This is a genomic window from Clostridium sp. UBA5712, from assembly GCF_002419845.1.
GTDB lineage: Bacteria > Bacillota > Clostridia > Clostridiales > Clostridiaceae > Clostridium_J > Clostridium_J sulfidigenes.
In genome coordinates this window covers 338536-362816 of record NZ_DIGW01000011.1, presented here as the reverse complement: position 1 = coordinate 362816, position 24281 = coordinate 338536, and the positions used below count along the sequence as shown (strand labels likewise).

Here is a 24281-nt window from a genome sequence, read left to right as displayed (position 1 = left end):
AAACACTAAAAAGCTTGTATAGTTATATATTTTTGTGACTAATTAATCAGTAAGAATAAAGGGAGGTGCTTTAGTAGGATTATAATCTTGCTAAAGAGAATTATGAATTATAAGGTAATAGGTAGTAGTGTATCTAGATTAGATGGTGTGGCAAAGGTTACAGGGAAGGCTAAGTATGCTGATGACTATTTTGAAAGGGAAATGCTAATAGGAAAGGTGCTTAGAAGTCCTTATGCCCATGCAAAAATAAGAAGTATTGATGTTTCTAAAGCAAAAAATTTAGATGGTGTTGAAGCAGTAATTACTTATCAAGATTTACCAAAAATAAAATTTGCAACGGCCGGACATCCTTGGACCTTTGATGAAGCACATAGAGATGTAGAAGATAGATTAATCATTACTGATAAAGTTCGCTTTTGTGGAGAACCAGTGGCGGCAGTTGTGGCCATAGATGAAATAATAGCTCTAAAAGCTATAAAACTTATAGATGTAGAATATGAAGTGTTGCCATTTGTAATGGATCAGGAAGAAGCTATAAAAGAAGGTGCCCCAATAATACATGAAGAAAGACAAAATAATATTATTAGCTCTTTTGGCAATGAAGTAGGAGACGTAGAAATAGAGTTAAAAGAAGCTGACAAAGTATTTACAGGTAAATTTAATACTAGTACTGTACAACATTGTCATCTGGAAAATCATAGTGCGTATGCTTATATGGAGTCAGATGGAAGAATTGTAATAGTAACTTCTACTCAAATACCACATATTGTAAGAAGGATAGTAGGACAGGCACTAGGGATGCCATGGGGAAGAATAAGGGTTATAAAGCCATATATAGGTGGTGGATTTGGAAATAAGCAAGATGTTGTTATAGAGCCATTAACTGCAGCAATGACACTTGCGGTTAATGGAAGACCAGTTAGATATGCATTAACTAGAGAAGAATGTTTTATAGACACAAGGGTTCGTCATGCTATGCGATTTACATTTAAAACTGGAGTTACTAAGGAAGGTAAGTTACTAGCAATAGATATAAAGAACTTAGTAAATAATGGAGCATATGCATCTCATGGACATTCAGTGACCATGAGCTGTGGGAGTAAATTTAGACCATTATATAATTTTAATGCTATAAAATATGAGCCTAAAACTGTATATACTAATATGCCGGTAGCAGGAGCTATGAGAGGATATGGAGTTCCACAAATTTCATTTGCTCTAGAAAGTCATTTAGATGATATTGCTGGAGAACTAAATATAGATCCTGTGGAATTCAGATTGAAAAATTTGGTGAAGCAAAATCATGTAGATCCATCCTCCAAAAATGTGGTGCGCTCCATGGGACTATCACAGTGTCTTGAAAAGGGAATGGAATTAATAAATTGGAATGAAAAGAAAAAGCTATATAAAAATCAAATAGGTAGTTTAAGACATGGAGTGGGAATGGCTTGTTTTAGTTATTTTGCAGGTACCTATCCCGTAGCTCTAGAAGCAGCAGGTGCAAGGATTGTGATGAATCAAGATGGTTCAGTACAGTTGCAAATCGGGGCTACAGAAATTGGTCAAGGTAGTGATACTATATTTGCACAAATGACTTCAGAGGTTTTAGGAATTCCAATTGATATGGTTCATGTAATTTCAAATCAAGATACTGATATTACTCCATTTGATACAGGTGCTTATGCATCAAGACAAACTTTTGTTACAGGTGCTGCAGTTAAAAAAGCTGCTATGGAGGTAAAGAGTAAAGTTCTTCAGTTTGCTAGCAGAAAAAATGGCCTCAATCCAGAGGTAATGGATATAGTTGATTGTAATGTAGTTGAAAAAACAACAGGTATAGTTGTCTGTTCTCTTGAGCATATAGCGTTAGAATCATTTTATGATAGGATTTACAGTTCTCCTATAACTAGTGACACTTCTGTTAATATAAGGACTAATGTAGTTGCTTATGGAGCAACCTTTGCAGAGGTTGAAGTAGACATAAAAACTGGTCAAATAACCGTAGTAGAAATATATAATATTCATGATTCTGGAACTATAATTAATCCAATGCTAGCAGAAGGGCAAGTTCACGGTGGTGTAAGTATGGCACTAGGATATGCTTTATCAGAGCAAATGATATTTGATGAGAAGACTGGAAGAGCTCTTAATAACAATCTTTTAGACTATAAATTACAAACTATTTTAGACACGCCTAATATTGGTTCAGCATTTGTAGAAATTCCAGATGATGCAGGAAGTTTTGGACAAAAATCTCTAGGCGAAAATACAACACTTTCTCCAGCCCCAGCTATAAGAAATGCAGTTTTAGATGCAACTGGTGTTGCTTTTAATAGAATACCAATGAATCCACAAAGAGTATTTGAAAAGTTTAAGGAAGAGGGCTTAATATAGGATTTACCTTAAATTTAAGAGTGCAGATTGTATAGTTAGTAGACTATATAAATATAGAAGGAGGTGAATTTTAGTAGAGTGTTAAATCTCTATTAAAGATAAAAATGTTTGATATTAAGAATATACAAGAGCCTAGAAGTGTAGAAGAGGCAGTAAAAATTCTTCATGAAAATAATAATCTAAAAATAATATCTGGTGGAACTGATGTTTTAATTAAATTGCATCATGGTGATATGGAAGAAGTAGAACTTTTAAGTCTAAAAAATTTAAAAGAATTAGACTTCATAAAGGTTCTAGAAAATGACACCATAGAAATTGGCTCCACTACTTGCTTTACTAATATATATAGAAATAAAATTATAAAAGATTTTATTCCTGCTTTAGGGCAAGGTGCTGTATCTATGGGAGGACCACAAATAAGAAATATGGCCACTATTGGAGGGAATGTATGTAATGGAGCTGTTTCAGCAGATAGTGCACCAAGTTTATTTGCATTTAATGCTAAATTAAGACTTAGAAGTTTTAAGGGGGAGAGAATAGTTCCAATAGAGGAATTCTACGAAGGTCCTGGAAAGGTTAATATAAGAAAAGATGAAATTCTAATAAGCATTTTTATTGAAAAAAAAGACTATGAGGGAGTAAGAGGAACATATATTAAGTATAGTAATCGAAAGGCAATGGATATTTCTATGCTAGGTGTATGCGTTGTAGCTAGTAAGAAGGAAAATAAATTTAAAGATTTAAGAATAGCGTTAGGAGTAGCTGCGCCTACTCCTATAAGATGTAAGGATGCAGAGAAGTATGCCCTTGGTTTAGAATATTCAGAAAAAAATATTAATAATATTGCACAATATGCAGTAAAATCAGCAAGTGCTAGAGACTCATGGAGAGCATCAAAGGCTTATAGGGAGCATTTAATAAAAGAATTAACAGTACGAGGTATTTATGAAGTAACTAAATAAGGTGGGATTTTATTATGATTGATAAGAATTATAAAAGGATATCAGTAAAAGTAAATGGAAAAAATTATAATTTAGAAGTAGATGTACGAGAATCGTTGTTAGATGTATTGAGAAATAGACTTCAATTTACAGGGGTAAAGCAAGGATGTTCAGTTGGAGAATGTGGAGCTTGTACAGTACTAGTGGATGGAATACCTATAGATTCATGTATTTATATGGCTATTTGGGCTGATAAAAAAGAAATTTTAACTATAGAGGGGGTATCAGAAAATGGGAACTTATCAAAGGTGCAAAAGGCATTTATAGAAGAGGGTGCAATTCAATGTGGATTCTGTACTCCAGGATTAGTACTTACAACTACAGCATTGGTAAATAGTGGTAAGGATTATACTGATGAAGAAATAAAAAGAGAAATATCTGGACATTTATGTAGATGTACAGGATATCAAAAAATATTTAATGCTACAAAAAAATCCCTTAAGAAATAAATTGAATAGAAAAAATTCCAGTTGATATTTAGGCTGGAATTTTTTGTGGAAAAATAAGAGATATAAAGAGTCGTGATCAACTTTCTATATCTCTTATATAGATTTGGGGAATACAAAGTAGTTATTTGCTTAAAGACATACCAGATTTAGTTTTAATAACAGGTTTTTGAGACTTATCGCTAGGTAAGATTAAATTTAATATTACAGCAAATATAGTTGCAGTTGTTACACCAGAACCAAAAATTATTTGTAAGGATTCTGGGAACATACTAAGAGCTTCAGGTCTAACAATGACACCTACACCTAAAGCAAAAGATATCCCAATTACAAAAATGTTCCTTCTAGTCATATCAACTTTGCCTAGAATTTTAATACCAGAACAAGCAATAGAACCGAACATAACTATACCAGCAGCTCCAAGAACTGGACTAGGCATAATTGATATTAAAGAAGCAAATTTTGGTATCAGACCCATTATAGATAATATTATTCCAGCTATAATTATAACAAACCTACTAGCAACTCCTGTAACATTTATAAGGCCAGTACATTGGCTAAAGGATGTATTTGCAGTAGAGTTAAAAAATCCAGCTAGAATTGATCCAAGACCATCACAAAGTACACCTCCAGAAAGTTGGTTGTCAGAAACCTCAATTTCACATGCCTCTCCAATAGCTAGAGTATCACCTACAGTTTCTACAGTAGTTGCTAGATAAACAGCTAAAAAACTAATAATCGCTGGTATAGAGAATTTAATTCCGAATTTAAGAGGTCTAGGAATAGAAATCCAGGATGCAGCAGATATTGGAGTAGTGTCTAATAAGTTGAGAGGTATAGCTAATAAATATCCACATAATATACCTATAAATATTGAGCAAGAACTTATAAAAGTATTTTTAGATTGATTGGTAATTATAATAATAATTAGGACAATAGCACCAAGCAATAAAAATTTAGGATCTCCATAGTTTGGGTTTCCAGAGCCTCCAGCTAACCAATCAATTCCAACAGGAATGATAGTGATGCCTATCATAGTAACAACAGTACCAGTAACAAGTGGTGGAAAAATTTTTTTAACATGGTTAATAAAAAAGCTTAGAATTACTTCTAGTAAGGCACCTACCATTGTAGCTGTACATATGGTAGCAATACCTAAAGTCATATTGCCGTTATAAGTGCTACCGATGGCAATAGCCGGACTTACAAAAGCAAAGGAGGTACCCATGATAAATGGAAGCTTGCTTCCTATGGGTCCAATACCTTTAGCTTGAATAAGTGTTGTAAGACCAGAAGCAAATAGGGCACATGAAACCAGAAATGATGTATCAGATATTTTTAATCCTAGTGCACCAGCTACTACTAGTGGAACTGCTACTATACCACTGAAACATGCAAAAATTGCTTGAAATGCAAGAATTAAAGTTTGTTTCATAGGTGGTTTGTCATCTAGTTTAATTCTAAGAAGCGATTTCTTTGGAGCGTTAGTTGTTTGCAATTTAATTCCCCCTCTAAATTTATAATTATATCTTATGCATAATGCGTGAAGTGCTATAAATATTTTACTAACCAGTTAATATAAAAAATAAAGAAAAAATATATACTTAACTATAGTTTATGAATAAGTATAATAAGGATATGAATAAATATTAAGATAATAAAATAATTTAAGCTTGAAATGAATAAATTTAAATTATTTAAATTTTACCAATCAAGAGGATGAAATGCAATAAATTTACATAAAATAAATAGAATAGAATAGTTTGAATTATCTGATTTGAATATTGACATTAAATGTAATGGGAGTTATAATTTGATTAATTAGTCAGTAAGAGGAAATTATGACGAATTTCAAAAATGTAAGTATAAATTTATTTTGGAATAGGAGATTAATAAATTGAGGAGTGGATTTTGTGGAGAATATTAAAACCCTTATGGAGAGACTTAAAAAACTAGATTTCAGGGAGATGTACAATAATGATTTTTTCTTAACATGGGAAAAAAGTAACGAAGAATTAGAATCAGTATTTGTTGTTGCTGATATTCTTCGTACAATGAGGGAAAATAATATATCGACGAAAATATTTGATAGTGGATTAGGTATTTCGGTATTTAGAGACAATTCTACTAGAACTAGATTTAGTTTTGCTAGTGCGTGTAACTTATTAGGGCTAGAGGTACAAGATCTCGATGAAGGAAAATCTCAAATAGCTCATGGAGAAACTGTCCGTGAAACTGCAAATATGATTTCTTTTATGGCAGACATAATTGGAATTAGAGATGATATGTTTATAGGAAAGGGTAATGCTTATATGAAAGAAGTTTCTAATGCTGTTCAGGAAGGTTATGCTGATGAAGTATTAGAACAACGTCCAACTCTGATTAATTTACAATGTGATATAGACCATCCAACTCAATGTATGGCGGATTTATTACACTTGATTCACTATTTTGGTGGAGTGGAAAATTTAAAAGGTAAAAAATTAGCTATGACTTGGGCTTATTCACCTTCTTATGGAAAACCACTCTCGGTTCCGCAAGGAGTTATTGGACTTATGACAAGAATGGGAATGGAAGTTGTATTAGCACATCCAGAAGGATATGATGTACTTCCTGAAGTAGAGGAAGTTGCTAAGGCAAATGTAGAGAAAAATGGTGGAAGCTTTACAAAGACTAATTCTATGAAAGAAGCCTTCGAAAACGCAGATATAGTTTATCCAAAGAGCTGGGCACCATTTGAAGCTATGGAAAAACGTACAGAACTATATTCAAAGAGGGATATAGCAGGTATTAATGAACTTGAAAAAGAATTGTTGAAAGAAAATGCTAGATATAAGGATTGGGAATGCAATGAAAAAATGATGGAGCTTACTAAGGATGGTAAAGCATTATATCTTCATTGTTTACCAGCGGATATAACAGGTGTAAGTTGTGAAATTGGAGAAGTAGGAGAATCTGTATTTAATCGTTACCGTGAATTACTATATCGTGAAGCTGGATATAAACCATATATTATTGCTGCCATGATGTTCTTAAGTAAAGTTAAGGATCCTATATCTGTTTTTGAGAAATTGCTGGAAGAAGATAAGCCGAGATTTATAGAAAAATAAAGAGTAAATAGATTAATTAAATTATGTATTTACTTAAGGGTATATAATGCTTTTAAGTAACTTATGAATTATAGGGGGGAGTAAATATGAGTGACAAAATACGCCCAATAAGTTTTGAAAAACTCATTAACTGGATTTTTACTGAACTAAAAACTAAAGATAGTATTTTTGGAATTCATAAAGATAAGTTTTACTATGGAATCCCTAATAACACTATCTCTTTTTTAGGAGAGAAGTTAGGCCTACCAATTGGACCAGCAGCAGGTCCTAGTTCACAATTAGCTCAAAATATTATAGCAGCATATCTTACTGGTAGTAGATTTATTGAGTTAAAGACAGTCCAGATTATTGATGGAGAAGATCTTCCAGTGTTAAAGCCGTGTATTAATGCTGAGGATGAATGCTATAACGTAGAGTGGTCTACAGAACTAACTGTAGAAGAAGCTTTTGAGGAATATGTGAAAGCTTGGATTATATTACATGTTTTAATGAAGGAACTTAACTTAAGTGTAGACAGAGACTTTGTTTTTAACATGAGTGTAGGATATGATTTTGATGGAATAAAATCAGATAAAATAGATTCCTACATAGAAAATTTGAAAAATTCACAAAATACAAAAATATGGAAGGAATCTATTCAAGTGTTGGAGAATAATATAGAAAAATTTTATAGATTTTCAATTGAAGATTTATATAAAATTCCTTCAAGGGTGTGCAATTCAATTACCCTATCAACTCTACATGGATGTCCTCCACAAGAAATAGAAAGAATTGCTATTTATTTATTAAAAGAAAAACATCTTCATACCTTTGTAAAGATGAATCCTACATTGCTTGGTGAAGCATTTGTAAGAAAAATTCTTAATAAAATGGGTTATGAATATATAAAACTAAATTCACATCATTTTAAAAATGATCTGCAATACAATGATGGAATAAAAATGATAAAAAAATTAAAAGCCGTAGCTGAAATGGAAAGTATGGAGATTGGAGTAAAACTTACAAATACTCTTCCAGTAAGGATATTAAATGAAGAACTACCAGGAGAAGAGATGTACATGTCAGGTAGATCTTTATATCCTTTAGCTATTAATTTGGCAAGTAATCTTTCAGAGGAATTTGAAGGGAAATTATATATTTCATATTCTGGTGGAGCTGAATTCTTTAATGTAGATAAGATATTTAAAACAGGAATATGTCCAATAACTTTTGCTACTACAATATTAAAACCAGGTGGTTATGAAAGAGTTAAACAGATAGCTGAAAAGGTAGAACCACTTATTTCTAATAGAAAGTCAACAATTGACATGCAATTGCTAAAAATATTAGCAAAGGAATCAATTGATGATAAGCATCACCTTAAGAAAGCAAGGGTAGTTAAAAGTAGAAAACTATATAAGGACTTACCAATATATGATTGTACAATTGCACCTTGTAGTGAAGGCTGTCCAATTGAACAACAGATTCCAAAGTATATAGAGCTTGTGGGAGAAGGAAAATATGATGAAGCTTTTCAAGTAATAGTTAGAGATAATGCAGCCCCAGCTATAACAGGAACTTTATGTAATCATAACTGTCAAAATAAATGTACTAGACTAGATTATGATAGTTCCTTAGAAATTAGAAGAATGAAAAAAATAGCTGTGGATAATGCTGAAGAATTATATATAAAGAATATAAAGCCATGCGCAATTAAAAGTCATAAAAAGGTAGCTATCATAGGAGCTGGGGTAGCAGGTTTATCTACAGCGATGTACCTTAGAAGAAATGGTATTAGTGTAGAAGTATTTGAAAAAAGAGATAAACCATATGGGATTATAAATTATGTAATTCCAAGTTTTAGAATAAATAATTTAGCTTTAGAACAGGATTTTAAAATGGTAAAAAGCCATGGAGTTAAGATAAATTTTAATGTAGCTGAACAGGTTGATCTAAATGTTCTAAGAAAAAATTTTCATTATGTTGTCCTAGCAACTGGAGCTTGGAAGCCAGCAAGTATTTCACTTAAAAGAGGTACTGATAAAGTCTTAAATGCTATTGAATTCTTAGAGGATTTTAAAGAAAACAGTGAGGATATAAAACTAGGAACCCATGTATGTGTTATTGGTGGAGGGGACGTAGCCATGGATGTATCTCGTGCTGCCAAAAGAGTTAATGGAGTTGAAAAGGTAACTATTATATATAGGAGAACTAAAGATTTAATGCCTGCTAGTAGAGAAGAAATTAAATTAGCTATTGAAGAAGGTATTGAATTTAAAGAGTTATTATCCCCTGTAGCGTTAGAAGATAATATTCTTGTTTGTGAAAGAATGATTTTAGGAGAACAAGATAAATCAGGTAGAAAAAGTCCAATTTCCTTAGGAAAATATGAAAGTATAAATGCAACTACAGTTATAGCAGCTGTTGGAGAAAAAATAGATTCAAAATTATTTAAAAGTCTTGGTATAGATATAAATTCTAAAGAACTTCCTGAAGTAAACAGTAAATGTGAAACTAATATATCTAACGTATATATAGCCGGAGATGCTAAAAGTGGTCCAGGTACTATAGTAGAAGCATTGTCTCATGGGAAAATTATAACTAGGGACATTTTAAAAAAAGAAAATATGCCTTGTGATCTCATTAGGGCTGAGGAAAATACTTGTGGATATGAACTTAAGAAATCTTATGAAAGAAAAGGTGTACTACTTGAATCAATACCTTCTAAGGAAGAGGCTATAAGATGTCTTAAATGCAATAATATTTGTGAAATATGCGTAGATGTTTGTCCTAATAGAGCAAATGCGTTTATCCATATTAAAGAAGGTCCTATAGTAGGTCATCAAATTATACATTTACATGGTATGTGTAATGAATGCGGAAATTGTAGAGTATTTTGTCCATATAAAGGTAATCCTTACAAAGATAAAATTACTATATTTTGGAGTGAGGAAGATTTTGAAAACAGTAGCAATTCAGGTTTCTGTGTAATAGATTCTATTAAAGGTATTTTTAAAGTTAGGGATGAAAAAGGTGAAATTTATAATTGGTGTATTGAAGAAAATAACTCAGAATCAATCTCCAAGGAAATGAAATCTATTATTAAAACTTGTGTAAACAGGTATGAATATATAATCTAGAGGTATATAAATACGGTTATAATATTTAATCTATAGGGGGAGTGTGAATGCTACTAGTAGGTAATGGGATAGTTGTAACCAGAGATGATTTAAACACAATTATAGATGATGGATGTATAGTTATAGAAAAAGATAAAATTGTAGAAGTAGGAATTACAAAAAATTTAAAAGAAAAATATCTAGACTATAAATTCATTGATGCAAGAGGGAAATTAATAATGCCGGGTTTTATAAATACACATATGCATTATTACAGTACCTTTGCTAGAGGAATTGCTAATGATAGTCCTCCAGCAAAATGTTTTTTAGATATATTGAAGGGATTATGGTGGAGATTAGACAAAAAGTTAACTCTAGAGGATGTATATTATAGTGCAATAGTTCCAATGATAGATCAAATTAAGAATGGTGTAACAACTTCCTTTGATCATCATTCCAGTCCAGATGGTTTAAGGGGGAGTTTATTTACTATTGCAGATGCAGCTAAGGAAGTAGGTATTAGAAGTAACCTGAGTTATGAAACTTCTGATAGAGATGGGGAGAACGTAATAAAACAAAGTATTGAAGAAAATATTGAATTTATAAAGTATTGTAATAGGGAAAAGAATGATATGATAAAAGGATTATTTGGACTTCATGCATCCATGACTATTAGTGAAAATACTGTAGAGAGATGCCTAACAGCCATAGAGGGTTTAAATACAGGATTCCATGTACACTGTGCTGAAGGAATTGAAGATGTACAAGATTCTATGGAAAAGTATGGTGTAGGCGTAATTGAAAGATGGTATAAAAGAGGTGTTCTTTCTGATAAAACTATGGCTATTCATTGTGTACACATAACTGATGAGGAAATGGATATGCTGAAAGAAAAGAATTCCATAGTAGTTAATAATCCTCAATCTAATATGGGAAATGCAGTGGGAACATCGCAAATCTTAAAAATGGCTAAAAAACAAATATTGTTGGGGTTAGGAACAGATGGATACACCTCTGATATTTTAGAGTCTTATAAAACCGGAAGTACTATTCAAAGGCATGAAGCTAAAGACTCAACAGTAGCTTGGGTAGAATTACCACAAATGCTTTTCAAAGGAAATAGAGTTATAACTGAAAGATTTATAGATAATTCCATAGGAATTATAAAAGAAGGTGCATTAGCTGACGTTATAATTGTTGACTATAATTCTCCAACACCTATATATAAAGATAATATAGATAGTCACATTCTATTTGGAATAAGTGGGAGACATGTTGAAACCACTATTGTAAATGGGAAGATTATAATGATGAATAGAAAACTGGTTAATTTAGATGAGGAAAGAATTAGGGCTAGAAGTAGAGAACTAGCAACTGAGGTTTGGAAGAGGTTTTAAAAAGGAGTGAAAAAGGGTGGACATTTTAAATGTTCTTACTGTTAATAAAGGAGAAAAAATATCTATAGTAGGAGCTGGAGGAAAGACCACTCTTATGTTTATCCTAGCAGAAGAGTTGAAAAAAAGAGGAAGAGTTCTTATAACAACAACAACTAAAATATATCTACCTAAAAGAAATCAATACAATTGTTTAATTCTAAAGGACAGCTTTGGAGCTTATATTAATGAAGAAAGTAAGTATATTCTAAATGGAAATATAGTATGTGTATACTGTGGAAATATAAGTAAAACAAAGGAACCAGATAGTGAAATTCATGTTTATGGTTCTAGTGTTAATGGAGAAAATAAAGTCATTGGAATTGATGATAAAAGTATTTCTAATATACTTAACAATTATGATTATATTTTAATAGAATCTGATGGAGCAAAAGAAAAAGCTTTAAAAGCTTGGAAGGAAGATGAGCCAGTAGTAAGTAATTTTACTAGTACAACAATAGGAGTTTTAAGCGGAGAAGCCTTAAATTTAAAAATCCATGATGGAAATATTCATAGGATTGATGAGTTTTTAAAACTTATAAATAAAAGTGTAGGAGATAGTATAAATGAAGAAGATTTGCTAGCTTTAATATTTAAAAAAGAAGGATTATTTAAAAACTCCAAAGGTAGAAGAATTTTATTTATAAATAAGGTAGAAGAAGAGGACTTTAAGAAGTTAGAAAATCTAATAGAATATATAACAGTAAAAAATAAAGAATTAAAGTTATTAGACGGAATACTTATTGGAAGTTTATTAAATAAAACATATAGGGTTATATATGAAGAATCTACAGAAAAGCTTTAAGGGGGATTCAATGTGGTAACTGGGATTGTTATGGCATCAGGCCGTAGTACTAGGATGGGAAGGTATAAATTACTATTAAAGTATAAGGGTAAATATCTAATAGAATATGTTTTAGATGCAGTAAGTAGAAGTAATTTAGAAGATAAAATTGTAGTAACTGGCAATGAAACAATAGCAGAGTTAGCTCAGACTAGAGATTTAAAAGTAGTTAAAAACTCCCAGACATATATGGGACAAAGTCAATCTATAAAACTTGGGTTGAAAGCTGCATCTAAAATATCTGGATATGCTTTTATTACAGGGGATCAACCTTTTTTAAATGAGAGTCTTATAAATAAACTTATCGAAAAATTTGAAAAAAATCAAGATAAGTTTATTGTACCAATTTATAAAGGTAGAAGAGGAAATCCTGTAATATTTCCATGGAAGTATCGAAATGAGCTTTTAGCACTTAATGGAGATTTGGGCGGAAAAACTATTTTAAAAAATCATGAGGATAATATATTTTTTGTGGAAGTAGACGAAGAATATTTTCTTTGGGATATTGATACAGAAAAGGATTATATAGAATTATTACAATCAAATTATCATTAAGCAAGGGGACGATTTGGTGATAAATAATAGAATAATTGTAAGAGGTGGAGGCGATATTGCCTCAGGTACTATACAAAAACTTCATAGAAGTGGATTTAAAGTTCTAGTACTTGAGATAGAGATACCTTCTAGTATTAGAAGAAATGTATCTTTTAGTGAGGCAGTATTTGATGGTGAAACAACAATTGAAGGTATGAAGGGTGTTCTTGTTAGAACCTATGATGAAATACTAGAAGCTTGGGATATGGGATATATTCCGGTAGCTGTTGATAGATATGGAAAGCTCATTGAAACGGTTAGGCCTATTGCTGTAGTTGATGCAATTTTAGCGAAAAAAAATATAGGTACCACTATAGATATGGCACCTATAACCATTGCATTAGGTCCTGGATTTAAAGCAGGTATAGATGTAAATGTAGTAATAGAGACAATGAGAGGACATAGTTTGGGAAGATTAATATTTGATGGATATGCTTTAGAGGATACAGGAGTACCAGGATCTATATGTGGTTATGCAAAGGAAAGAGTAATTTATAGTTCTTATGAAGGAAAAATTAAGAATATAAGACAAATAGGAGATATAGTTAAATCTAATGAAACTATAGCACTAATAGATGATTTAGAAGTAAAAGCTAAAATTGATGGAGTGCTAAGAGGCATTATTAGAGATAACACTTATGTTACAAAGGGGTTAAAAATTGCAGATGTAGATCCAAGGCATGATGAGATCAGTAATTGCAATACTATTTCTGATAAGTCAAGAACTATAGGTGGATCAGTTCTAGAAGGAATATTATACTTTCAATCTATTAAACCCTTTTTATCTGTAGCAAACTAAATAAAATTTTCTAGTTTATTGGTATTACTAAACTTATTTAGTAATACCAATAAATTAGATTATAATGCAGGTTAATTGTATTGAATTATATAGGTTTTTATTTGAATTAACTAATTAATTAGTTAGTAAGTATTCAAATTATTGAAATAATGGTTGAAAAATAAAATATATTTATATTTAAAGGGGGATTTAAATATGTCAGAAATTACATGCCAGGAAGAAATACTGAAGTTAGCAAAAAACTATAAGGCTGATATGACAAGGTTCTTAAGAGACATGATAGCTATTCCTAGTGAAAGTTGTGATGAAAAGAGAGTAGTTTTAAGAATCAAAGAGGAAATGGAAAAAGTAGGTTTTGACAAAGTAGAAATAGACAAGATGGGAAATATACTAGGTTATATAGGACATGGCAAACATGTAATTGCTATGGATGCTCATATTGATACTGTTGGAATTGGAGATATAAATAATTGGACTAATGATCCATATGAGGGTTATGAAGATGATGAAGTTATTTATGGTAGAGGTGGTTCTGATCAAGAAGGTGGAATGGCTTCAATGGTTTATGCAGGTAAGATAATCAAAGATTTAAATTTAGAAGATGATTACACGCTAATAGTTACAGGTACTGTACAGGAAGAAGATTGTGATGGATTATGCTGGCAATATATTATAAATGAAGACAAGATAAAACCAGAATTTGTAGTAATAACTGAACCAACTTCAACTAATATTTATAGAGGGCACAGAGGGCGAATGGAAATAAAAGTGACAACTCATGGAATTAGTTGTCATGGTTCAGCACCAGAAAGAGGAGATAATGCGATATTCAAAATGGGTCCTATTCTTAATGAATTAAAAGAGTTAAATAAAAGATTAATAGATGATCCATTCTTAGGAAAAGGAACTTTAACAGTTTCAGAAATATTCTTTTCTTCACCTTCTAGATGTGCAGTAGCTGATGGTTGTACTGTTTCCATAGACAGAAGACTTACTAATGGGGAGACTTGGGAATACGCTTTAGATCAAATAAGAGAATTACCTTCAGTAAAAGAGGCTAAGGCTAAAGTAGAAATGTATACCTATGAAAGACCTGCCTATACAGGACTTATCTATCCAACAGAGTGCTATTTTCCAACTTGGGTTCTTGAAGAATCACATCCGGCTTGTAAAACTTTAATAGATTCTTATAAAGGGTTGTTTAAGGAAGATCCATTAGTAGATAAGTGGACATTTTCGACTAATGCAGTATCTATAATGGGAAGGTATGGTATACCTTGTGTTGGCTTTGGTCCAGGCCATGAAGATCAAGCTCATGCACCAAATGAATTAACCTGGAAAGATGAACTTGTAAAATGTGCAGCTATGTATGCTTTAATTCCAATTACCTACGTAAAAGAATACTGTAAGTTCGACGAAGTAGAAGGAGTTTCATTTAAAACAACTTCAAATCTATGATTTGGTTAGTCGCACTTACTCATTCGACGGAGGAGAAGGATTTTTAAAGGTTAAATCAATAAAACTGAGGTGAAATTATGGAAAAAGTTAAGGGATTAGTATGTTCTAAATGTGGTAAGAAAGTTGGAGAAGAAGTAATGTATCACTGTCCAGACTGTGGCATAGAAGGAACACTAGATGTAATTTATAATATGGACTCAGTTAAAAAGGAATTAACTAAGGAACATCTAAAGGAAAATGAAGATAAGAATGTTTGGAGATATATTCCTATTCTTCCTCTGGAATCTAGAGAAGGTATGGCACCTTTACAAATAGGAGGAACACCACTTTATAAAGCCAATAGATTAGAAAAATTATTAAATATAAAGAATGTATATGTAAAGGATGAAGGTAGGAATCCTACAGCATCTTTTAAGGATAGAGCTACAGCTATTGGTGTGGCCAAAGCAATAGAACTAAAAAAAGGTATTATGTGTGCAGCATCTACAGGCAATGCAGCTTCTTCTCTTTCAGGATTTGCAGCTTGTATGGGAATAAAAAACTATATATTTGTTCCTAAAAACATTCCAGAGGCAAAACTAACGCAGCTTCTAGTATTTGGAAGTGATGTAATTTTAGTAGATGGTGATTATGATGTAGCATTTGGATTTTGTTTAGAAGCTGTGAATCATTTTGGTTGGTATAACAGAAGTTGTGCCATAAATCCTTACTTAGCAGAAGGGAAAAAAACTGCTGCTTTTGAAATATGCGAGCAATTAAACTTTAAGGTGCCAGACAAAGTAATTATGTCTGTGGGGGATGGATGTTCCATATCTAGTGTATGGAAAGGGTTTAAGGAATTTTATGAACTAGGTTTAATAGATCGGCTTCCAACAATGGTATCAGTACAAGCAGAAGGAGCTAATCCAGTTAATAGAGCTTATAGAAATGGAATAAGAGCATTTAGTTATATACCACCAGTAACTATTGCAGATAGTATATCTGTAGGAATTCCGAGAAATGGATATAAAGCTTTAAATGCTCTTGAGGAAAGCAATGGGATTGCTATTGATGTCAGTGATGAAGAAATTTTAAGTGCAATAACAACCTTAGCAAGGCAGACTGGAGTATTTGGGGAACCAGCAGGAGTAACTAGTTTTGCTGGACTTAAAAAATTAGTTGAACTAGACCAAATAAGAGAAGATGAAACGGTGATTATTGTAGTTTCTGGTAGTGGACTTAAGGATATAAAATCAGCTCAACAGGCAGTTAATAAACCAGAATTAATAAAGCCGGATATGAATAAATTAATTGAATATCTAAAATATTTGTCTTGAATTATAAGTAATTCCTTTATAAAGATTTTGAGGAGGATATAAAATGCATAAATTAATAGATTTAGAAGTTAATGAGGATCAAATTCTAAAAACAGCAGAGAGTGCAAAAGAGAGAAATATAATTATTCCTACTATTGCTCAAATGAAGGATCCAAATAAAATACCACAAGAGATTAAAAATAAACTTGCCGAAACTGGCCTTTGGGATATTGATCCAATCAACTTATTTAGAATATCTTGGTATAATCAGCCAATTAAAGAAGGCGGTTTATATAACACATTACCCAATTATATAGAAATACCACAAGAAATATCAGGAGTTAAAGCTAGGATTTTTGCTATGTCAGGAAAGTTTTTTCCTATAGGAGCTCATAAAGTTGGAGCAAGTTATGCTTGTCTTGTACCAAGACTAGTAACAGGGCAATTTGATCCAAAGTTTCATGAAGCTGTTTGGCCATCAACTGGAAATTACTGCCGAGGAGGGGCTTATAACTCAACATTACTAGGGTGTAAATCAATTGCTATTCTACCTGAGAATATGAGTAAAGAGCGTTTTAATTGGCTTAAGAGCATAGCTGGAGAAGTAATCGCAACTCCAGGATGTGAAAGTAATGTCAAAGAGATCTATGATAAGACTTGGGAACTCAGAAGAACTAGAGATAATGTTGTTATATTTAATCAATTTGGCGAACTTGGAAATCATCTTTGGCATTATGAAGTAACTGGTAATGCCATGGTTTCCATAATAGAACATGAAAAAGGCGATAATGGAAAAGTGGCTGGTATTTGCTTGACTTCAGGTTCAGCAGGTACCTTAGGAAGCGGAGATTTCATTAAAGATAAATATCCAGGAGCTAAACTTGCAGTTGGTGAAGCCCTTCAATGTCCAACACTTTTAAATAATGGTTTTGGTGATCATAGAATTGAAGGTATAGGAGATAAGCATGTACCTTGGATTCACAATGTAAAAAATACAGATATGGTTATCGCGATAAATGACGATGATAGCGTAACTATGTTTAGACTATTTAATGAACCAGTTGGTCGACAATATTTAAGATCCATTGGAGTATCAGAAGAAGTCATAGAAAAACTTAGTTGGGTAGGTATTTCTGGAGCAGCCAATATAATATCTGCAATAAAATTTGCAAAGTACTATGAGCTTGACGAAAATGATATGGTATTAACTGTTCTTACAGACTCAGCAGAAATGTATCAGTCTAGACTTGAAGAAATGAGAAAAGATAGAGGGCATGAATATGAAGAAAAGGATGCTATGGTTGATTATAACAGAAGTATTATAGGTATAAGAACAGATTCTATGGAAGAACTAACTTATGCGGCTAAGAAGAGAATTCATAATTTGAAATATTATACATGGATAGAACAACAGCAATATGAATTAAATGAATTAAATGCTCAATGGTATGACTATGATAATTATTGGGGAAGACTTCATAAAATGGCACCAGAATTAGATAAATTAATAGAGAAATTTAATGAAAAAGTTAAAAACTTATAAGAAATAAAAGTAAATTTTATATCCTTGTAATCAAGCATACATTATAATTTAAATATGCTAGGACCCTGAGTTTATATTATATTTGATGGGTCCTATTCAGCTATATAATATGTTGGTGAATTTATATATTAGTAAATCATTGGGAGGAAATTTATGTATGAGTTTGTGCTAAACGGAAAAAATATTTCATTTAAAGAAAATATGAACTTGCTTGAATACTTAAGGGAAGAAGCAAATTTAACATCAGTTAAAAATGGGTGTGGAGAAGGTGCTTGTGGAGCTTGTATGGTTTTAATAAATGGAGTTCAAGGAAGGGCGTGCATAAATACTCTTGGAAAAATTAATGGTAAAGAAGTACAAACTGTTGAGGGTTTATCAGAATTCGAAAAACAAGTATTTTCATGGTCTTTTTCAAAGGTTGGTGCAGTTCAGTGTGGATTTTGTATTCCAGGCATGGTGATTAGTGCTAAGGGATTATTTAATAGAAATCTAAATCCATCTAAAGAGGAGATAAAAGCTGCTATTAAAGGAAATGTATGCAGATGCACAGGATATGTAAAGATAATAGAAGCAATTGAATTAGCAGCACAAATTTTTCGGCAGGGAAAACTAAATTTTGATTTAGAACGAAACGGTTCTATAGGAAAATCGTTAACAAGAATTGATGCTATGGATAAAGTTTTGGGAACTGCTATATATGTTGATGATATGAAGGTTGATGGGCTTGTATATGGTTCCGCATTAAGAACAAAATATCCAAGAGCACTGGTTAAAAAAATTAATATAGATAAAGCTCTAAATCATCCTAATGTTATAACCATATTAACAGCAAAGGATATACCTGGGAATAGATATATTGGACATATTTCAAAGGATTGGCCAGCTTTAATAGCAGTGGGAGAAGAAACTAGATACGTGGGAGATGCTATAGCACTAGTGGCTGCAAAATCAAAAAAGGCTTTAACGGAAATTTTACAGCTTATAGAAGTAGAATATGAAGAGATTGTACCACTAACGAAACCTGAAGTGGCTATGAGATATGATGCTCCAAAAATTCATCCTGAAGGAAATATATATAGAAATGAAAGAGTTATAAGAGGTAATATTGAGGATGCATTAAAAAACTCTAAATATATAGTTACTAATTCTTATTCAACTCCATTCACAGAGCATGCTTTTTTGGAGCCGGAAAGTGCTTTGGCAATGCCGGATGGAGATGGAGTGCTAGTTTATACTGGCTCCCAAGGAATTTATGATGAGCAAAGAGAAATATCAGAACTATTAGGGCTGCCTAAGAAAAAAATAAGGTGTATTAGCAAATATGTTGGAGGTGGCTTTGGTGGAAAAGAGGATATGAGTGTTCAACATCATGCAGCTTTACTAGCATATATTATAAAAATGCCTGTGAAGATTACTTTAAGTAGGAAAGAAAGCATAATAATTCACCCCAAAAGACATGCTATGGAAATTGAAGTAACTACAGCATGTGATGAAGAAGGAAAATTAACAGCTTTTATAGCTAATATAGTTGCCGATACTGGAGCATATGCATCTTTAGGAGGACCAGTATTACAAAGGGCATGTACCCATGCTGCAGGGCCATACAGATGTGATAATGTTGATATCACTGGCACAGCAGTTTATACTAATAATCCACCTGCAGGAGCTTTTAGAGGATTTGGGGTAACTCAATCTGTATTTGCAGGGGAGTGTAATTTAAATCTTTTAGCTGAAAAGGTTGGTATATCAAGCTGGGAAATTAGATATAGAAATGCTGTAGAACCAGGAGATATACTTCCTAATGGTCAGATAGCTGATTCAGGTACAGCAATTAAAGAAACGTTACTAGCTGTAAAAGATAAATATTATGACAATGAAATTGTAGGAATTGCTTGCTGTATGAAAAATAGTGGAATAGGAGTTGGACTTCCTGATATAGGTAGGTGTAACCTAGTCATAAAAGATGGAGTTATTAATGTGAGAACTAGTGCAGCTTGTATAGGGCAAGGCATAGGTACTATAATGACACAGATAATTTGTGAAATTACTGGATTATCACCCAATAAAGTTGCAATAGGTTTTCCTGATACCTTTGATTCACCTAATTCAGGAACAACTACAGCTTCAAGACAGACATTGTTTACAGGAGAGGCTGTTAGGATTGCCACGATGAAGTTTATGGAAGAAGTGATGAAGCAATATAGTGAAGAAAAATTAATAAACTATGCAAAAGAAAGTTGCATAGATCGTAGTATCATTAGAAAATGGCTCTTAAATAATACAGATAAGGTTCTGAATTTTTTAAATGATAGAGAATTTTATGGAGAATACAGGGGAATAACAGACCCGATAAATTCTCCAAAGGAAAATCCTGTTAGTCATGTAGCCTATGGGTATGCAACACAGCTTGCAATACTTGATAAAAATGGTAAACTTAAAGAGATAGTTGCTGCTCATGATGTAGGAAGAGCAATCAATCCTATAAACGTGGAAGGACAAATTGAGGGGGGAGTTGTTATGAGTTTAGGATATGCTTTAACAGAGGATTATCCACTTAATAATTGCATACCTATAGCTAAATTTGGAACTTTAGGTTTATTTAGAGCTCCAGCAGTTCCTAAGATATTACCTATAATAATAGAAAAGAATACTAGTGATTTAGCCTATGGGGCAAAAGGGATAGGAGAAATAACATCTATCCCAACAGCGCCGGCAATTCAAGGAGCTTACTATATGCTAGATCATAAATTCCGAACTAATTTACCTCTAGAAGATACATTTTATAAGAAATAAGAAGAAAAAGAGTTCACTAGGTAGAAAGATTAAATTATAGTTTGAATATGATAATTTAATTAAGGAGGAATGTGATGAGCCAGATTAAAGCAATAAAAGGAAACATTATTTTTACCAAAAACTTTGGAGAATATGAAATAATCGAAAATGGGTATGTGGTACTAGTGAATAAGATAATAAAGGGAGTATATGAAGTATTACCAGAAGAACTTAAAAACGCATTAGTAACAGATTATGGAGATAAATTAATTATTCCTGGTTTTGTTGATTTGCACCTTCATGGACCTCAATTTCCTAATTTAGGGTTAGGATTAGACAAGGAATTAATGCCATGGTTAGAGACATATACTTTTCCAGAGGAAGAAAAGTATTGGGATACAACCTATGCAAAAGATGTATACACTAGTTTAGCAAGAGAACTTTGGAAAAATGGAACTACTAGAAGTTGTATATTTGCCACAGTACATCTAGATTCAACAAAGCTCTTAATGGATATCTTAAACCATTCAGGTCTCGGTGCTTATGTAGGAAAGGTAAATATGGATAGAAATTGTCCGGAATTTTTAAGAGAAGATTCAGTGAAATCTATTGAAGATACGGAAAACTTTATAAATGCATATGGGGATAAGTATGAACGCGTAAAACCAATTATAACTCCTAGATTTGTCCCAACTTGTACTACGAAATTATTAAGAGGATTAGGTGACTTAGCTGAAAAATATAAAATACCAGTACAGTCACACTTAAGTGAAAATAAAGATGAAATAGAATTTGTAAAATCCTTGCATCCAGAGTATAAAAATTATGCCAGTATTTATAAAGATGCAGGGCTTCTTGGTAACCAACCAACAATTATGGCTCACTGCGTATTACTTGAAGATGAAGAAATAGAAATGCTTAGGCAGAATAAAGTGTTTGTAGCTCATAGTCCAAATTCAAACTCCAATTTAGCAAGTGGTATAGCTCCAATTAGAAAATTTATAACTGAAGGAATACCAATTGGACTTGCTTCTGACATATCAGGAGGACATAGCTTGTCTATGTGCAACGTAATAGTAGACAGTGCACAAGCATCAAACATTAAATGGCTTGAAAGTGGAAAAAAAGAAGCACCACTAAATACAGCTGAATTGTTTTATTTAGCAACTAAGGGAAGTGGAAGTTTCTTTGGAAAGGTTGGTAGTTTTGAAAAAGATTACGAATTTGATGCATTAATTATAGATGATAGTTCATTAAAAAGTTTCAAAAAACTATCAATACAAGAAAGATTACAAAAATTTATTTACACAGGAAATCCTAAAAATATCATTAAAAGGTATGTGGCTGGAAAAGTTATAGATGAGCCATATATGTAAATTAAAAACTATATACTTTTAGATGAAATTAGGGTTAAGTGAGAAAGAAGGTTAATCATGGAAAAAGATGTGGATAAGAGGATACTTAAAGCGGCACTTGAAGTAGTATCTAAGGAAAAAATTAGTGGAACTCGTATGCATATAATTGCTAAGGAGGCTAATATGAGCCAAGCTAACCTACACTATCACTTCTCTACTAAGAATGATATTATGGTAGCATTACTTAATAGCATACAAGAGGAGTTTTCTAAGGGTCGTAAGAACTATATAGATACTGAAGCTAAAACTGTTACTGAAAATATTCAAGGGTTCTTTGAACAGAAAAAAGATGATATTTTAATAAATAAAAAGATGGAATATGCCCAAATTGATTATTGGGTTCAAGGAACTGTAAATGAAGAGATAAGGATTATATTTCAAAATACCTTTAATATCTGGAGAAAGAGTATAGAAGAGACTTTTTCTAAAGAAGAACAAGAAGGAATTGATGATAAAACTATGAGAAATATTCCTTTTGTAATGGTATCCTTAATGTTAGGGGCTTCATTACAGTACTTAATCGACGAAGGGAAATTTGATTTAGATGATTATTTTCAAGTTGCAGAAGAGATGATATTAACGGCATGCAACAAAACAAAATAAAATAATGTCATTACAGTAAAATAAGTCTTCTATATATTTAATATAGAAGATTTTTTTAAAAATTATATGTAATAAATTTGAATAAAATGAATAAATTGAATAAATATATATGAATGGGGGTATAGCGTAAAAGTGTTGAAAATTTACAGTCCTAAAACTATAGAAGAAGTTAAAGAATATATGAAAGATCATTCTAATCTTAAACTGTTAGCTGGGGGAACAGACTTAGTTCTAGACTTTAAAAGAAATAAAGTAAAGTGTGAATCCATAGTTTCCTTAGAAAAAATTTCAGATTTGAAAAAAATAGTAGATGATAAGGATGAAATATATATTGGTGCTATGGTGACTTTTAGTGATTTAATTGAAAATAATATTATAAAGGATTACTGTAATTTACTTTTAAATTGTAGTATGTCTATGGGATCACCACAAATTAGAAATGTAGCCACTGTTGGAGGTAACATTGCTAATGGAGGATCAGCAGCTGATATAATACCTTGTATAATTAGTTTAGGAGGAGTATTACTTATAGAATCAGAAGAAGCAATAAGAAGAGTAAGTTGCGAAGAATATTTTGAAAATTATAAAGAAGAGAGATTAAAAGAAAATGAAATATTAACTCATATTATTATACCTAAAACACAAAACATAAGTGGCTATTACAAGTTAGGTAAAAGAAATTCTTTAGCCATTTCAAGAGTAAGTGCTGCTGTAAATTTAGAAATAAAAAAAGATAGGATTTGTGCTATAAATATATGTCTTGGAGCAGTTGGAAGATATCCCTTTAGGGCTAAAGAGTTAGAAGAAAGGTCTTTGGGAAAAGATATTAAATGGCTATATTCTGAAGAAGCTTTAGAATATTTAGAAAGTATTGTAGAGAAAAGCATTGAGGGTAGGAAAACTATGCCTTTTAAAAGGGAGGCAATTAAAGGTGTATTTAAAAGAGCCTTAGATAACGCTTTACAGCAGTAGATATAATTTTGAATTATAGAAAAGAGGTATGTTGTGGTAGAAGTAAATATAAAAATAAATGGAATTGAATATAAAAGAAATATAAATAGTATGATGAGACTAATAGATTTTATAAGGGACGAAATTAAGCTAAAAGGAACAAAGGAAGGGTGTGGAGAAGGAGAGTGTGGTGCTTGCACTGTTATTCTAGATGGTAAAATCGTGAATTCTTGCCTTTTACTAGCTGCAACTTTAGATGGTTGCGAAATAATTACTATAGAAGGTATTAGTAATAACGGAATACATCCCATTCAAGAAGCTTTTATGGAGGTAGGAGCAGTTCAATGCGGATATTGTACTCCAGGAATGATACTAAGTGCTAAAGCTATACTAGATAAAAACATAGATGCAACTGAAGAGGAAATAAGGGAAAGTATTTCAGGAAACCTTTGCAGGTGTACAGGTTATGACAAAATAGTTCAAGGCATAATTTTAGCTCAAAGCAAGTTGAAAAATAATTAGAGG

At 32.0% G+C, this 24281-nt stretch carries 18 protein-coding genes; 17 read left to right on the top strand and 1 reads right to left on the bottom strand.

What is annotated here, in order from left to right; all coding sequences use genetic code 11:
* The first annotated feature begins 102 nt into the window (after positions 1-102).
* The 3 genes from xdhA to xdhC all read left to right on the top strand — a co-directional run bounded on the left by xdhA (position 103) and on the right by xdhC (position 3844).
* Complete coding sequence (gene xdhA, locus B3B03_RS07975) at positions 103-2394, top strand: xanthine dehydrogenase molybdenum-binding subunit XdhA (RefSeq protein WP_346876956.1); 2292 nt, start codon at positions 103-105, stop codon at positions 2392-2394.
* 104 nt (positions 2395-2498) lie between these two features.
* Positions 2499-3356 carry a xanthine dehydrogenase subunit XdhB gene (xdhB, locus tag B3B03_RS07970; RefSeq protein ID WP_346876955.1) on the top strand — a complete coding sequence of 286 codons (858 nt, stop codon included), beginning with the start codon at positions 2499-2501 and terminating at the stop codon, positions 3354-3356.
* Between the two features lie 14 nt (positions 3357-3370).
* The gene (gene xdhC, locus B3B03_RS07965) at positions 3371-3844 is read left to right on the top strand and encodes a xanthine dehydrogenase subunit XdhC (protein WP_346876954.1); all 474 of its coding nucleotides are present in this window, start codon (positions 3371-3373) and stop codon (positions 3842-3844) included.
* A 121-nt stretch (positions 3845-3965) separates the two neighbouring features.
* Here the strand turns inward: xdhC and B3B03_RS07960 are convergent, their stop codons facing one another.
* Positions 3966-5339 (bottom strand): nucleobase:cation symporter-2 family protein, encoded by a 1374-nt coding sequence (locus B3B03_RS07960; protein ID WP_346876953.1) that lies wholly within the window; start codon positions 5337-5339, stop codon positions 3966-3968.
* Between the two features lie 415 nt (positions 5340-5754).
* Here B3B03_RS07960 and ygeW point away from each other — a divergent pair, with 415 nt between their 5' ends.
* From ygeW to B3B03_RS07890, 14 genes are all read left to right on the top strand, one after another.
* On the top strand, positions 5755-6951 hold the full coding sequence (gene ygeW / locus B3B03_RS07955) for a knotted carbamoyltransferase YgeW (RefSeq protein ID WP_346876952.1): 1197 nt from the start codon (positions 5755-5757) through the stop codon (positions 6949-6951).
* Between the two features lie 86 nt (positions 6952-7037).
* Complete coding sequence (ygfK, locus tag B3B03_RS07950; protein WP_346876951.1) at positions 7038-10070, top strand: putative selenate reductase subunit YgfK; 3033 nt, start codon at positions 7038-7040, stop codon at positions 10068-10070.
* Between the two features lie 47 nt (positions 10071-10117).
* A complete protein-coding gene (ssnA, locus tag B3B03_RS07945; protein ID WP_346846563.1) occupies positions 10118-11446 on the top strand; it encodes a putative aminohydrolase SsnA in 1329 nt (442 codons plus the stop codon).
* A gap of 16 nt (positions 11447-11462) precedes the next feature.
* Positions 11463-12287, top strand: coding sequence for a selenium cofactor biosynthesis protein YqeC (yqeC, locus tag B3B03_RS07940; RefSeq protein WP_346846564.1), 825 nt, complete (start codon positions 11463-11465; stop codon positions 12285-12287).
* A 12-nt stretch (positions 12288-12299) separates the two neighbouring features.
* The gene (mocA, locus tag B3B03_RS07935) at positions 12300-12881 is read left to right on the top strand and encodes a molybdenum cofactor cytidylyltransferase (protein WP_346876950.1); all 582 of its coding nucleotides are present in this window, start codon (positions 12300-12302) and stop codon (positions 12879-12881) included.
* 16 nt (positions 12882-12897) lie between these two features.
* Positions 12898-13719 carry a selenium-dependent molybdenum cofactor biosynthesis protein YqeB gene (gene yqeB / locus B3B03_RS07930; RefSeq protein WP_346846566.1) on the top strand — a complete coding sequence of 274 codons (822 nt, stop codon included), beginning with the start codon at positions 12898-12900 and terminating at the stop codon, positions 13717-13719.
* A 195-nt stretch (positions 13720-13914) separates the two neighbouring features.
* Entirely contained in the window at positions 13915-15177 is a 1263-nt protein-coding gene (locus B3B03_RS07925) for a YgeY family selenium metabolism-linked hydrolase (RefSeq protein WP_346876949.1), read from the top strand.
* A gap of 77 nt (positions 15178-15254) precedes the next feature.
* On the top strand, positions 15255-16493 hold the full coding sequence (gene thrC, locus B3B03_RS07920) for a threonine synthase (RefSeq protein WP_346846568.1): 1239 nt from the start codon (positions 15255-15257) through the stop codon (positions 16491-16493).
* 43 nt (positions 16494-16536) lie between these two features.
* On the top strand, positions 16537-18015 hold the full coding sequence (locus B3B03_RS07915; RefSeq protein WP_346876948.1) for a pyridoxal-phosphate dependent enzyme: 1479 nt from the start codon (positions 16537-16539) through the stop codon (positions 18013-18015).
* Between the two features lie 153 nt (positions 18016-18168).
* The gene (xdh, locus tag B3B03_RS07910) at positions 18169-20808 is read left to right on the top strand and encodes a selenium-dependent xanthine dehydrogenase (protein ID WP_346876947.1); all 2640 of its coding nucleotides are present in this window, start codon (positions 18169-18171) and stop codon (positions 20806-20808) included.
* 74 nt (positions 20809-20882) lie between these two features.
* Positions 20883-22163, top strand: coding sequence for a guanine deaminase (guaD, locus tag B3B03_RS07905; protein ID WP_346846571.1), 1281 nt, complete (start codon positions 20883-20885; stop codon positions 22161-22163).
* Positions 22164-22220: 57 nt separating this feature from the next.
* Positions 22221-22805, top strand: a complete 585-nt coding sequence (locus B3B03_RS07900; RefSeq protein ID WP_346846572.1) for a TetR/AcrR family transcriptional regulator — start codon at positions 22221-22223, stop codon at positions 22803-22805.
* 132 nt (positions 22806-22937) lie between these two features.
* Entirely contained in the window at positions 22938-23777 is an 840-nt protein-coding gene (locus B3B03_RS07895) for an FAD binding domain-containing protein (protein ID WP_346876946.1), read from the top strand.
* 33 nt (positions 23778-23810) lie between these two features.
* Positions 23811-24278, top strand: a complete 468-nt coding sequence (locus tag B3B03_RS07890) for a (2Fe-2S)-binding protein (RefSeq protein ID WP_346846574.1) — start codon at positions 23811-23813, stop codon at positions 24276-24278.
* Positions 24279-24281 lie beyond the last annotated feature (3 nt).

Excerpts from the sequence above, each read along its gene's own strand:
- B3B03_RS07925 (WP_346876949.1), top strand. The coding sequence starts at position 13,915 with ATGTCAGAAATTACATGCCAGGAAGAAATACTGAAGTTAGCAAAAAAC.
- xdhC (WP_346876954.1), top strand. The coding sequence starts at position 3,371 with ATGATTGATAAGAATTATAAAAGGATATCAGTAAAAGTAAATGGAAAA.
- xdhB (WP_346876955.1), top strand. The coding sequence starts at position 2,499 with ATGTTTGATATTAAGAATATACAAGAGCCTAGAAGTGTAGAAGAGGCA.
- B3B03_RS07915 (WP_346876948.1), top strand. The coding sequence starts at position 16,537 with ATGCATAAATTAATAGATTTAGAAGTTAATGAGGATCAAATTCTAAAA.
- ygfK (WP_346876951.1), top strand. The coding sequence starts at position 7,038 with ATGAGTGACAAAATACGCCCAATAAGTTTTGAAAAACTCATTAACTGG.
- xdh (WP_346876947.1), top strand. The coding sequence starts at position 18,169 with ATGTATGAGTTTGTGCTAAACGGAAAAAATATTTCATTTAAAGAAAAT.
- ssnA (WP_346846563.1), top strand. The coding sequence starts at position 10,118 with ATGCTACTAGTAGGTAATGGGATAGTTGTAACCAGAGATGATTTAAAC.
- B3B03_RS07900 (WP_346846572.1), top strand. The coding sequence starts at position 22,221 with ATGGAAAAAGATGTGGATAAGAGGATACTTAAAGCGGCACTTGAAGTA.
- xdhA (WP_346876956.1), top strand. The coding sequence starts at position 103 with ATGAATTATAAGGTAATAGGTAGTAGTGTATCTAGATTAGATGGTGTG.
- guaD (WP_346846571.1), top strand. The coding sequence starts at position 20,883 with ATGAGCCAGATTAAAGCAATAAAAGGAAACATTATTTTTACCAAAAAC.
- thrC (WP_346846568.1), top strand. The coding sequence starts at position 15,255 with ATGGAAAAAGTTAAGGGATTAGTATGTTCTAAATGTGGTAAGAAAGTT.